6 protein-coding genes are annotated in these 13,308 nt (G+C 64.6%); 5 read left to right on the forward strand and 1 reads right to left on the reverse strand.

Annotated features, from left to right (window positions below):
• The first annotated feature begins 79 nt into the window (after nt 1-79).
• The 5 genes from CHU71_RS03035 (at nt 80) to CHU71_RS03055 (ending at nt 12,678) form a co-directional block, all read left to right on the forward strand.
• Nucleotides 80-9,208 carry a type I polyketide synthase gene (locus CHU71_RS03035; protein ID WP_147760143.1) on the forward strand — a complete coding sequence of 3,043 codons (9,129 nt, stop codon included), beginning with the start codon at nt 80-82 and terminating at the stop codon, nt 9,206-9,208.
• Nucleotides 9,209-9,482: 274 nt separating this feature from the next.
• On the forward strand, nt 9,483-10,427 hold the full coding sequence (locus CHU71_RS03040; protein WP_370450481.1) for a substrate-binding domain-containing protein: 945 nt from the start codon (nt 9,483-9,485) through the stop codon (nt 10,425-10,427).
• Complete coding sequence (locus tag CHU71_RS03045) at nt 10,424-11,458, forward strand: ABC transporter permease (protein WP_147760145.1); 1,035 nt, start codon at nt 10,424-10,426, stop codon at nt 11,456-11,458. The genes CHU71_RS03040 and CHU71_RS03045 overlap by 4 nt, the downstream gene beginning before the upstream one ends.
• A 9-nt stretch (nt 11,459-11,467) precedes the next feature.
• Entirely contained in the window at nt 11,468-12,238 is a 771-nt protein-coding gene (locus CHU71_RS03050; RefSeq protein WP_046645595.1) for an ATP-binding cassette domain-containing protein, read from the forward strand.
• Between the two features lie 11 nt (nt 12,239-12,249).
• Nucleotides 12,250-12,678 carry a holo-ACP synthase gene (locus tag CHU71_RS03055; RefSeq protein ID WP_147760146.1) on the forward strand — a complete coding sequence of 143 codons (429 nt, stop codon included), beginning with the start codon at nt 12,250-12,252 and terminating at the stop codon, nt 12,676-12,678.
• Here CHU71_RS03055 and CHU71_RS03060 read toward each other — a convergent pair.
• Nucleotides 12,675-13,307: a TetR/AcrR family transcriptional regulator gene (locus CHU71_RS03060; protein WP_110332934.1), complete on the reverse strand. Its 633-nt coding sequence runs from the start codon at nt 13,305-13,307 to the stop codon at nt 12,675-12,677. The genes CHU71_RS03055 and CHU71_RS03060 overlap by 4 nt on opposite strands.
• Nucleotide 13,308 lies beyond the last annotated feature (1 nt).

Genomic DNA, 13,308 nt, shown 5'->3' on the forward strand with positions numbered 1-13,308 from the left:
TGATTTTGTGGCATGCTGTATCTCTGACTTTCTGATACGAAACAATTCTGGCCGCACTCGCATAGGAGCAGCAACCACAGTGAGTACCACCCCGCGTACCGAAACTACGTCCATTACCCAGCCGCTTTCCACAGGCAAACGCTTGGTTAACCGCCTAGACGCCGAACCCTTCGCGCTGTCATTTTCAGGCCAGGGCTATGCCTGGCTTCCCAATCTGCAGGCATCCATCGCCGCAGGCGCAGGCACCCGCCTTGCCGGGCACCTGAAGCAGGCGGAAAAGATCCTCGAGCCACTCGCAGACGATCTCGCCGCCGCCTTCCCACACGGCTTTGCCCCGCTCGAGTGGGCAGCACCAGCGAACTCACCGCGCATTAACCTGGCGGATTCTGCTATCTCTACCCCGGGCATCGTCACCGCCCAGGTTGGTGTGCTTGAAGCGCTTGCTGCCCAGGGGCTCGCCGTCTCGCAGGCGGTCGCGGTCATTGGTCATTCCCAGGGCACCTTGAGCACGTTTGTTGCCACCGGCCGCGCCGAAGCCGGCGAGGTCATCGCCTTGGCGCAGCTCATCGGTGCCGCTATCACGCGTACAGCCCGCACTTATGGTTTGGTCCGCAACGCTGAGGGTTCTCCTATGGTGGCAGTCTCCGGTGCCACTCAAGAGCAGATTGAAAAGGCTGGCGGTCGCATCGGCCTGCGCAATGGCCGCGACAAGTTCATCATCGTCGGTACCCCGGCGGAGGTAGCCGCAGTTCAGGGCCGCCTCGAAGCGGCGGCCTCCAAGGACGCCAAGCTCGTCGAATCCAAGCAGCGCGGCGGTGCCCCGTTCGCACCTCGCTTTAGCCAGCTCGACATCCAGGCTGCCTACCACCACCCGGCAATGGAAGAGGCCGTTGCGCAGGTCATCGAGTGGGGCAAAACCTCAGGTCTTGACCCCGTGCTCGTGGAGGAGGGCGCCCGCGCCGTCCTCACCGACATCGTCGATTGGCCAGCCCGCGTCACCGAGGCCATCGAGGCAGGCGCCCGCTGGATCTTCGAGTGCGGCCCTGATGGCGGCGTCGAGCCGCTGACCCGAGACATCGTCGCAGGACGAGGAACCGGCTCCTTGGTGGTGTGTGGTTCGCAAGGGCAGTCGCAGCTTTTCGACGCCGGCCAGGCACCTGCCCTGCCCATGTCCTGGGAGCGCTTCCGCCCGACCCTGCGCGCAGGTCGCCTTTCCACCAAGTTCACCGAGGCAACCGGCTACTCGCCAGTCATGCTGCCCGGCATGACCCCTTCCACCGTCGACCCAGAAATCGTGGCTGCCGCAGCCAACGCTGGTCACTGGGCGGAGCTCGCAGGCGGTGGCCAGACCACCAACGCCTTGCTGGCACGCAACTTGGAGAAGCTAGAGGAACTCCTCGAGCCAGGCGTGAACGCACAGTTCAACGCCATGTATCTCTCCGCAACGCAGTGGCGCCGCCAGATCGCAGGCGAGCGCGCCCTACCCAAGGCACGCGCAAACGGTGCGCCCATCAACGGCGTGGTTGTCTCTGCTGGTATCCCACCGCTCGATGAGGCCGTGGAACTCGTAGAGTCCCTGCACGCGGACAACTTCCCGTGGGTCGCATTCAAGCCAGGCACCATCAAGCAGATCGACCAAGTACTGCGCATCGCCGAGCAGGCCCCAGGACTTATCATCATGCAGGTCGAAGGCGGTCACGCCGGTGGCCACCACTCGTGGGAGGACCTCGACGAGCTGCTCGCTGCCACCTATGGCCGCATCCGCGAGCACGACAACGTGGTGCTGGCCGTCGGCGGCGGCATCGGCACCCCAGCCCGCGGTGTTCAGTACCTGCTAGGCACCTGGGCACACAAGCAGGGGCTGCCGGATGCGCCTGTCGACGCCATCATGGTGGGCACCGCCGCCATGGCGACCAAGGAATCCACCGCTTCCGAATCCGTGAAGCGCGCACTCGTGGCCGCGCAGCCGACTGTCCAGAACGACGGCTGGGCCGGCGTGGGCGCTGCAGCCCAGGACTTCGGCGGCTCCGTGACCTCCGGACTGTCCCAGCTGGGCGCGGACATCCACGAGATCGACAACTCCTTCGCACGCGCCGGGCGCCTGCTCGACGAGGTCGCGGGCGACGCTGCGGCCGTGGCCGCACGTCGTGACGAGATCATCGAGGCCATCGGCAAGACCTGCAAGCCTTACTTCGGCGACCTTGACTCTATGACCTACACGCAGTGGCTCGAGCGTTACCTTGAGCTTTCCTACATGGGGCAGTGGGTCGACGAATCCTGGTTCCAGCGCTTCGTCGCAATGGTGGAGCGCACCGAGGCCCGCCTCAACCCGGCGGACCACGGTGAGATCGAACTTCAGGTCACCGCAGAGCGCGAGAACCCGGAGCAGGCAGTCAAGCAGCTGCGCGAGCTCCTGGGCAGCGCCGCCCTCGACCAGCTCGTCCACCCAGGCGACGCCGCGTGGTTCCTGCAGCTGCTCAACCAGAAGGGCAAGCCCGCCAACTTCGTCCCCGTAATCGACGCGGAGGTCCGCCGTCTGTGGCGCCAGGACTCCCTGTGGCAGGCCCATGACGAGCGCTACGACGCCGACCAAGTCTGCATCATCCCAGGCACCACCGCAGTTGGCGGCATCGAGCGCGTTGACGAGCCGGTGGCTGAGCTGCTTGCCCGCTTCGAGCAGGCCGCAACAGATGAGCTGACCCAGGCCGGTGTGCAAGACAAACCAGAGCACTCGGACTTCGACAAGATCCTCAAGGCACCAATGGTCAATTGGGCAGGCCGCGAGCAGCTCAACCCTCTTCGCCTCGTGCTTGACACCGGCCAGTTCCTGGCGGAGTCGATCGAGAGCAAAGACAACGGCTCCCGCTTTGAGAAGCTTGCCGAAGGCGAGTACTGGCTGAGCGTCCCGCTCAAGGGCGCGATTGCAGGCGCGCAGCTGCGCCTGCGCATCACCCCACCGCAGATTCCGGGCGCCTCGCCGCTTATCACCGAGGCCGATGCCGCTGAGTCCATGCGCGAGCTGGCTCGCGTCGCTGCCGGCGGCACCCTGCCGGAGGTAACCGGTGGCACCGCCATCTGGTCCGGCGAGCTCAGCGCCGCGGATTCCGCGGACTATGAAAACGTCACCGCGGGCTATGCGCCTGCCGACGCCCTTTCCGCAGACGTTGCCGAGGGCGCACATGTGGCCCCAGACGTCCTCGTGGGCAAGGCCTGGCCAGCCGTGTTCGCGGTCATCGCCGATGCAGTTACCGAAGACGGAACTAACGTCGTTGAAGGCCTGCTCAACCTGGTCCACTTGGAGCACAACCTCGAACTCAAGTCCGCGCTGCCGCGCGAGGCGAAGCTGCGCATCACCGCCACCGCGGGCGAGGTCCGCGACACCCCAGTCGGCCGCGTCGTCGACGTCGCAGTAGATATTGAGACGGCCACCGATGGTGCTTCCGCAGCTGGTGCAGACACCGCAGGCACCCCGGTTGCACGCCTCTTCGAGCGCTTCGCCATCCAGGGCCGTCGCGGCGAGCAGGAACTCGGCGCAGCGGACTCCGTCGCAGGTGCAGCGTCCACCACTGCGGAAAAGCCGCGCAGCTTCCGCCACGAAATGACCGTGACCGCCCCGCAGTCGATGCACCCATTCGCCGTGGTCACGGGCGACCGCAACCCCATCCACGTTGCCGATCTCGCCGCCCAGCTGGCTGGCCTGCAGGACGGCGTCATCGTCCACGGCATGTGGACCTCCGCGCTGGCGCAGCTGGCCGCCGCTTTCGACGGCGCCGCAGTCCGTGAGTGGAGCGCCACCATGCAGGCGCCTGTCCTGCCCGGCGCGCAGGTCACCTTCGTGGTCGAGCGCGTGGGCCTGGACACCCGTCCAGGCTTCGGCGAGGTCCGAGCCGTCACCGCTTCCGTCGACGGCGTTCCGGTCCTTGAGGCTCGCGCGACTGTCGCTGACAAGCTGACCTTCTACGGCTTCCCCGGCCAGGGCATCCAGTCGCAGGGGATGGGCATGGACGCCTTCGCGGCGTCGTCAAGCGCCCGCTCCGTATGGGAACGCGCGGACAAGCACACCCGCTCCAAGTTGGGATTCTCCATCCTGGAGATCGTGCGCAACAATCCGCAGTCCGTCACTGTGCGCGGCGAGGAGTTCACGCACCCGGACGGCGCTCTTTTCCTGACCCAGTTCACGCAGGTAGCCATGGCTACCCTGGGCTGCGCGCAGATCGCCGAGATGCAGGAGGCCGGCGTCCTTGACTCCGGCGCCTACTTTGCGGGCCACTCCGTGGGCGAGTACAACGCCCTCGCCGCCTACGCGCAGGTGCTCTCCCTCGAAGCAGTCGTAGAGATCGTCTACGCCCGTGGCCTGACCATGCACCGCCTGGTCGAGCGCGACGCCGAGGGCAACTCCAACTATGGACTGGCGGCGCTGCGTCCGAACAAGATCGGCGTCTCCGCCAAGGACGTGTTCCCGTACGTTGCTGAGATTTCCGCGCAGACCGGCGAGTTCCTGGAGATCGTCAACTACAACATTGCAGGCGTGCAGTACGCCGTCGCCGGTACTCGCGCGGGGCTTAACGCCCTGCGTGCCGACGCCGAGCGCCGCGCGCCGGGGGCGCGTGCCTTCATCCAGATCCCGGGCATCGACGTGCCGTTCCACTCCTCTCATCTGCTGGACGGCGTGCCTGCCTTCCGCGAGCACCTCGATTCCCTCATTCCGGCGGACATCGACCTGGATATCCTCGTGGGCCACTACGTGCCGAACCTGGTTGCGCGTCCATTTGAGCTCACTGAAGAGTTCGTGCAGGCCATTGACTCCGTGGTGGACTCTGATCCCGTCAAGGCCATCCTGTCTGACTTCGCGGGCGCCCTTGAGAACCCGTTTCAGTTGGGCCGCACCCTGCTCATTGAGCTTCTGGCCTGGCAGTTCGCTTCACCTGTCCGATGGATCGAAACCCAGGATCTCCTGCTTAGCGAGCCGGGCGCCATCGGCGGCGCCGGCACCCCGGGCCTGGGCGTGGAGCGCTTTGTCGAGGTGGGCGTGGGTTCCTCGCCAACGCTGGCGAACATGCTGGGCCAGACCCTGCGCCTGCCGCAGTATGCAGGCCACGGCATCGAGGTGCTCAACATCGAGCGCGACCGCGGCGTCGTCTTCGCTGAGGATGCCATCGCTCGCCCGGAGCCGGAGCAGACTGCGGCGGCGGATGCAGCGGCTGAATCTGGCGCTGAGGATGGTGCCGAATCTGGCGCTACCGCAGCAAGCCTGGTCTCTGAGACCCCGGCAGCAGCGGAGACCGCGACCCTCGTGGCTCCGGTTCCGGCACCTGCTGCGGGTGGGGAGACCCCAGCGGATAAGCCGCTGAGCGCGCAGTTCGCCACCGAAATGCTCGTGGCGGTGTGGACCAAGGTCCGCCTGGATCAGATGGGTCCTGCCGATACCATCGAACTGCTCGTCGAGGGGGTGTCCTCCCGCCGCAACCAGCTCCTGCTGGATCTGGGTGTGGAGTTCGGCCTGGGCGCTATCGATGGCGCGGCCGATGCTGCGCTGTCGGAACTCAAGGAGACTGTCGCAGGCATGGCCAAGGGCTATAAGACCTTTGGCCCGGTCCTGGGCGGGCAGGTCGCTGATGCGCTGCGCCGCCTGACTGGACCTGCTGGAAAGAAGCCTGGCTACGTGGCTGAGCGCGTCACCGGCGCCTGGGGCTTGGGCGAAGGCTGGGCAGATCGCGTCATCGCTGAGCTTGTCCTCGGCACTCGCGAGGGCGCGTCCCTGCGTGGCGGCGACCTGGCCACGCTCGGCACGGGCGCTGCGAATGCCAAGGAGCTGGATGCGCTTATCGACGCCGCCGTGACCCTCGCCGGACAGCGCGAGGGGATTAGCATCGCGCTGCCTTCCGCGGGTGGTGCTGCGGGCGGTGGGGTAGTGGACTCCGCTGCTTTGGATGCCTACACCGCGGAAATGACTGATACCCTTGCGGAGACCGCCCACACCTTGCTGTCCAAGCTGGGAGTTGCGGCGCCTGCCACCGAGTTTTCAGAAGTAGATGAGAACGCCGCACTGGCGGAGCTAGTCTCCCGTGAGCTGGGCTCCGATTGGGCTAAGCAGGTCGCGCCGTCCTTCGATGCGGATAAGGCAGTGCTTCTCGACGACCGCTGGGCTTCTGCCCGCGAGGATCTTGCGCGTGTTGCCGCGGGCGAGCTCAATGCTGCGGACGTCGATGTTCTGGGCGCTGGCGAAGCCGTGGCGCGGCTGGCGGAGCACTTTGGACTGCCGGATCACGCGCAGGAAGCGCGTGTGGATGCCGCTAGCTTGACCATGAGCAACGACGTTGCCGTGGTTACTGGTGGCTCCCCGAACTCGATTGCGGCCGCTGTCATCGGCGAGCTGCTCAACGAGGGCGCCACCGTGGTGGCAACCACCTCGCGCCTAAACCATGACCGCGTGGAGTTCTACAAGGAGCTCTACCGCACGCACGCCGCTGGTTCCGCCGCGTTGTGGGTGGTCCCTGCGAACTTGAGCTCCTTCAAAGATCTCGACGCCTTGGTGGAGTGGATTGCTAACGAGCAGACAGCCACAGTGGGCGGCAAGTCCAAGCTGGTCAAGCCGGCGCTGGTGCCGACCTTGCTCTTCCCGTTCGCTGCTCCGCGCGTGCAGGGCACGCTGGCCGACGCCGGCGCCCAAGCCGAGTCGCAGATGCGTCTGCTGCTGTGGTCGGTGGAGAAGCTCATCGCGGGCCTGTCTCAGCTGGGCGCGGATACCCACGTGGGCCAGCGCCTGCACGTGGTGCTGCCAGGTAGCCCGAACCGTGGCCGCTTCGGTGGCGACGGCGCCTATGGTGAGGCCAAGGCGGCACTCGACGCCCTGGTTACCCGCTGGAAGGCGGAGCCTGTCTGGGGCGAGCGTACCTCGCTGGTCCACGCCCACATCGGTTGGGTACGTGGCACTGGCCTGATGGGCGGAAACGACCCAATGGTCGAGCTGGTCGAGGCCAAGGGCGTGGAAACCTACTCCACCGAGGAAATGGCTATCAAGCTGGTCGACGGCGGCGCCAACGCCGACGTGCGTGAGCAGGCGGCCCAGGGCCCAGTCACCCTTGACTTCACCGGCGGTCTGGGCGAGGCCGACCTCAACCTGCCTGAACTGGCCCGCGAGGCCGCACGGCGGGCGGAGCAAACAAGCGCATCCAATGGCGGCGTCATCCAGGCCCCGAAGACGGTGCAAGCACTGCCGAACCCGCTGTCCCCGTTGCAGTGGACCACGCCAGACTTCAGTGGCGTGACGCAGTCGCTCGATGACATGGTCGTCATCGTCGGCGCAGGTGAGCTCGGCCCGCTGGGTTCCTCGCGTACCCGCTTCGAGGTCGAGCTTACCGGCGAGCTTTCCGCTGCCGGCGTGCTTGAGTTGGCCTGGACCACGGGCCTCATCGAGTGGGATGCCCAGTCGGCCCAGTGGACCGTGCTGGAGACCGGCGAAGCCATTGCCGAGGAAGACGTCTACGAACAGTTCCATGACCAAGTGATGGCCAACATCGGGGTGCGCCGCTACCACGATGACTTCGGCCCGCACATGCCGATGGTGGACAACCTCGCTCCTGAATTGACCACCATCTACCTGGAGAAGCCGCTGACCTTCACCGTGGACGATGAAGCAACCGCCAAGTCCTTCGTAGAAGAAGTTGAGGGCGCTACGGCGCACTTCGATGGTGAGGAATGGCAGGTTACCCGCCCGGCCGGCTCGCCAGTGCGTGTGCCGCGCCGCGTGGCAATGTCGCGCTTCGTCGGCGGCCAGGTGCCGACCGGATTCGACCCGGCGGTCTATGGCATCCCGGCCGACATGATCGACAACCTCGACCGTGTGGCGCTGTGGAACATCGTGTGCACCGTGGAGGCATTCCTTTCGGCGGGCTTCAGCCCGGCAGAGCTGCTCGCGAGCGTTCACCCCGCACGCGTGTCCTCGACGCAGGGCACCGGCATGGGCGGCATGGCCTCCCTGCGCTCGCTCTACGTGGATAAGCTGCTGGCGCAGTCGCGCCCGAACGACATTCTGCAGGAAGCCCTGCCGAATGTGGTGGCAGCGCACGTGATGCAGTCCTACGTGGGCGGCTACGGCCAGATGATCCACCCGGTTGCAGCCTGCGCTACCGCTGCGGTCTCCGTGGAGGAAGCGATGGATAAGCTGCGCCTGCACAAGGCAGACTTCGTGGTCGCTGGTGGTGTCGATGACCTTTCTATTGAGGGCATCACCGGCTTCGGAGACATGGCGGCTACAGCGGATTCCGCAGAGATGGAAGCCAAGGGCATCGACCACAAGTACTTCTCCCGCGCCAACGACAGGCGCCGCGGAGGCTTCATCGAGTCTGAAGGTGGCGGCACCCTGCTGCTGGCCCGTGGCTCATTCGCCGCGGAGCAGGGACTGCCGGTTCTGGGCGTGGTGGCCTTCGCGGAGTCCTTCGCGGATGGCGCTCACACCTCCATCCCTGCGCCGGGATTGGGCGCGCTGTCTGCTGCCCGTGGCGGCGTGGATTCCCGCTTGGCACAGGTCCTGCGTGCGCATGGCGTCACGCCGGATGAGGTGTCCATCATCTCCAAGCACGACACCTCGACCAATGCGAATGACCCGAACGAGTCGGATCTGCACGAGCGCATTGCTGCCGCGATGGGACGCAACAACGGCAACCCGATGTACGTGATTTCGCAGAAGACCCTGACTGGCCACGCCAAGGGTGGTGCCGCCGCGTTCCAGATGGTTGGCCTGACGCAGGTCCTGCGTGAGGGTATCCTGCCGCCGAACCGCTCCCTGGATTGCGTGGATCCGGTGCTGGCTAAGCATGAGCACCTGGTTTGGCTACGTCATCAGCTGGACCTGCGCGGTCGCGACGAGTATGCACCGAAGGCAGGCCTGGTTACCTCCCTGGGCTTCGGTCACGTGTCTGCGCTAGTGGCAATCGTGCACCCGGGCGCATTCCTGGCTGCACTGGCTAAGGCACAGGATGCGGAGGCCGTTGCTCAGTGGCAGCAGCAGGCGCACGAGCGTGAGCGCGCCGGGCTGCGCCGCATCGAGTCTGCGATGCGCGGTGGGGCAGTTCTCTACGAGCGTCCGGTGGACCGCAACCTGGGCGGTACTGGTGACGCTGTGAAGGAACGTGAGGCCGCAGTGCTGCTTGACGACGCCGCTCGTCTGCGCGACGGAATCCTTGAAACTGGGCAGATGCTGAACTAAGTCCTCTACTCCAGCAGCGGGCCATTCCAACGGCGGAGAAGGCTTCCCAGAAATGGGGAGCCCTCCCTTTTGTGTATTTGTGGCTTTGTGTTGGGGTATTTAGGAAGCTGTAACGGGGGTAAAAACGGCGTCGAAAGTGCCAGCTTGCGCCACCTGAAACGATAAAGATGCAGGTCAGCGGTTTGAGTCCCTGTTGTGGGTGGGGCACTATGCAAGCATGAACTTCAACGTTAAAGCTTGCAAGATTGTGGGAACCGGGGTGGCTTTGGCCGCCATGCTAGCAGTGGCGGGATGCTCCTCCACCGGTGGTGCACCGAGGGAAAACAGTGAGAACGAACTCGCCGGGGGAGTGGACACCGAGCGCATCGTCGTATCGATGATCTCCCACGGTGCCCCTGGCGATACCTACTGGGATCTCGTGCGCAAGGGCGCCGAGGACGCAGCCAAGAAGAACAACATAGAGTTGCGCTACTCTTCCGATCCGCAGGCCCCTAACCAGGCCAACCTCGTGCAGTCCGCCATTGACTCCGACGTCGACGGCATCGCCGTCACCATGCCAAACGCCAGCGCCATCGGTCCTGTAGCCAAGAAGGCCGCCGACGCAGGCATCCCCACCGTCGGCCTTAACGCCGGCATGGATTCCTATCAGAAGTACGGCATGACCGCGTTCTTCGGCCAGGAGGAGAAGGTCGCCGGCACCAAGGCAGGCGAGCGCCTCAAAAAGGAAGGCGCCAAGCACACCCTGTGCGTCATCCACGAACAAGGCAACAAGTCCCAGGAGGATCGCTGCGCGGGTCTGCAAGACGGACAGGGCGGCAAGGTTGAGCTGCTCTACGTCAACGGTCAGGACCTCACTGCAGCACAGTCCACCCTGAACGCGAAGCTCGAGCAGGACAAATCCATTGACTGGGTCATGGCTCTCCAGGCGCCCGTCGCTATGCGCGCCGTCGACGCCATCGCTGACTCCGGTGCCAAGGCAAAGGTAGCCACCTTCGATACCAACGCCGAGCTTGTCGACGCCATCGCTTCCGGCGACGTCGCCTGGGCCGTGGACCAGCAACCTTACATGCAGGGCTACATGGCTGTCGATGCCTTGTGGCTCGCACACCGCAACGGCTCCACCGTGGGCGGCGGCCGCCCCGTCTACACCGGCCCTTCCTTCGTCGACTCCACCAACGTCGACGTAATCTCAGAGTCCGCTAAGGCAGGCCTGCGATGACCGGGACGTCGCCAAGCACTGATGCGCGGCTAGCATCGCGGAGCCTAAGCGCCCGCATCATGCGCCGCCCCGAGCTAGCCAGTGTCCTTGGTGCCATCGTCATCTTTGCCCTGTTCATGATTGTCGCTCCATCGTTTCGTTCGATGGAGGCCTTCTCCACGGTGCTCTACGCCAGCTCCACCCTGGGCATCGTAGCCCTGGCCGTGGGCCTGCTCATGATTGGCAACGAGTTCGACTTATCCTCCGGCGTCGCCGTGACTACCTCTGCACTCGTGGCCACCATGCTCAACTACAACCTGCACCTCAACTCCTGGGTTGGAGCAGCCCTCGCCCTCGTGACGGCCCTGACCATTGGTGCCATCAACGGCCTGCTTGTCGTGCGTACGAAGATCGACTCCTTCCTCATCACCCTTGCCGCATTCCTCATGCTGCAGGGACTGAACCTGGCCGTGACCAAGCTCGTTACCGGCCAGGTGGCCACGCCTCCCATCTCTGACATGCAGGGCTTTGCTTCCGCACATGCCATCTTCGCTGGCACTATTCACCTCGGCTCGCTGAGCATCCGTGCCACCGTGTTGTGGTGGATCTTGTTCGTCGCTGTGGCCTCCTTCGTGCTCTACAAGACCCGCTTCGGTAACTGGATCTTCGCCGTCGGCGGTGACGAGGACGCCGCCCGTGCCGTCGGTGTGCCTGTGCGCCGCGTCAAGGTCATCCTGTTCATGCTCGTCGGTTTCGCCGCCTGGTTCGTGGGCATGCACACGCTTTTTGCCTTCGACTCCATCCAGGCGGGCCAGGGCATTGGCAACGAGTTCCTCTATATCATCGCGGCGGTTATCGGTGGCTGCTCGATGACGGGCGGCCGCGGCACTGCCGTAGGCACGGCCATCGGTGCAGTCATATTCGGCATGACCAACCAGGGCATCGTTTACGCGGGGTGGAACCCCGACTGGTTCAAGTTCTTCCTCGGCGCCATGCTGCTGTTTGCGGTTCTTACCAACACGTCTGTGGCCAACTTCAACAAGCGGAAATAGGAGGCAGTGATGACTGAGAATGCACACAGCATCGAGCTGCACGATATTCAGCAATCCTTCGGTAATTTCCATGCCCTGCGTGGTGTCAACATGACGCTGCGCCCGGGCACTGTCACCTGCGTCCTTGGCGACAACGGTGCAGGCAAGTCCACGCTCATCAAAATCCTGTCGGGTCTCAACACACCCACCTCGGGCGAGCTGCTTGTCGACGCCGCCCCCACCACCTTTTCCAGCCCCCGCGACGCCCTCGATGCGGGCATCGCTACCGTGTACCAGGATCTCGCGCTGGTGCCGCAGCTTTCCGTCTGGCGCAACTTCTTCTTAGGCCAGGAACTCGCAGGTCCTTTCGGCCTGTTGAAGGAAAAGGAGATGCGCACCATTGCCCGCGAGCAGCTGCAAGAAATGGGCGTAGACCTAGCCGACATCGACGTGCAGCTGGAAGCACTCTCCGGCGGCCAGCGCCAAGTGGTGGCCATCGCGCGCGCCATCTACTTCGGTGCGCGCTACATCGTGCTGGATGAGCCCACGGCGGCGCTTGGCGTTAAGCAGTCCGGCATGGTGCTGCGCTTTATCGATGCCGCTCGTGAACGCGGCATGGGAGTGGTGCTGATTACCCACAACCCGCAGCACGCGTTCTTGGTCGGGGACCGCTTCGTGGTACTTAACATGGGCGAAGTGGTTCTCAACGCTTCGAAGGCGGAAGTAAGCGTCGAAGATCTGACCCAGTGGATGGCTGGTGGCGGAGAACTCGAAATGCTCAAGACTGAGCTCGCGAGTTAGAGTGAGAGGCTATGAACGCCGCTACCTTCGCCGTGGGAACTGACCTTGTTTGTATCTCGGAGTTTGCCCAGCAGCTCAGCGTGCCGGGCACTCGTTTCGAGGCGGTATTCAGCGCCACGGAGCTGCGCGTGGCTACGCGCAAAGGCGACTCCGCGCGCCGCGCCGAGCACCTCGCCGGGCGGTGGGCGGCGAAGGAAGCTTTTATTAAGGCATGGTCGCAGGCGCTTTATGGCCGCCCGCCGGTGGTGGCAGAAAACGACGTCGACTGGCAAGAAATCGAGGTTCAGCCGGACGCCTGGGGGAGAGTCGGACTGGTCCTGCGCGGCCACATCAAAGAGAGCGTGGCTGCAAGTCTCGGGGATATACGAACGAGCCTGAGCATCAGCCACGACGGAGACTACGCCACCGCTACCGTCCTGCTCACGGTTCCTAACCTTTAGCTAGTGGCTACGGAGAACAAGTACGCAATAAGCATACGCTTGATTTCGCCCACGACGTCGTCAAAGCTCTCTGGCTCGCCAGATGCTGCGTAATTGAGCATCGAGACCACCGTGTGCACGAGGAATCCGGCCAGCTCCACGCGCTCGTCGTAGGTCATACGCTGGGCCAGCGGCTCCAGGATTTCCGCCACGGGCTTGAGCAGCTGCAGCTCCGTATCTGCGGCCGTGGCGCGTGTGGCCGGAGTGGACTGCACCGCATGCCACACCGCACGGCGGGAGGGGTCTTCGCGCCACATGCGGGCGAGGTGGTCGATGAACTCATCAAGGAAGTCCGGCCACTGCAGGGCCGGGACGTGCTCAGAAAAGCGCCGAATCTCCTCCAGATTCTCGCCGGTATCCTCGCGGTCCAACTCGCAGATCAGCACGTACTTGTTGGCAAAGAATTGGTACAGCGTGCCGATCGGCACTTCCGCGCGGCGCGAGACTTCGTCGAAGGTGAAGGACTCGAAGCCAGCGTCGACAAGCACGCTTCGCGCAGCCTTGAGGATCCTGTTGTATCTCTCGCGGCTGCGTGCCTGGGCCGGGCGCCGGCGTGGAACCAGCAGCTCGGTATCGTGCTTGATGCTCATC

The sequence above is a fragment of the Corynebacterium sp. LK14 genome (genome assembly GCF_008042215.1).
GTDB classification, from domain to species: Bacteria; Actinomycetota; Actinomycetes; order Mycobacteriales; family Mycobacteriaceae; genus Corynebacterium; species Corynebacterium striatum.

Excerpts from the sequence above, each read along its gene's own strand:
- CHU71_RS03045 (WP_147760145.1), top strand. The coding sequence starts at position 10,424 with ATGACCGGGACGTCGCCAAGCACTGATGCGCGGCTAGCATCGCGGAGC.
- CHU71_RS03055 (WP_147760146.1), top strand. The coding sequence starts at position 12,250 with ATGAACGCCGCTACCTTCGCCGTGGGAACTGACCTTGTTTGTATCTCG.
- CHU71_RS03040 (WP_370450481.1), top strand. The coding sequence starts at position 9,483 with ATGCTAGCAGTGGCGGGATGCTCCTCCACCGGTGGTGCACCGAGGGAA.
- CHU71_RS03060 (WP_110332934.1), bottom strand. The coding sequence starts at position 13,307 with ATGAGCATCAAGCACGATACCGAGCTGCTGGTTCCACGCCGGCGCCCG.
- CHU71_RS03050 (WP_046645595.1), top strand. The coding sequence starts at position 11,468 with ATGACTGAGAATGCACACAGCATCGAGCTGCACGATATTCAGCAATCC.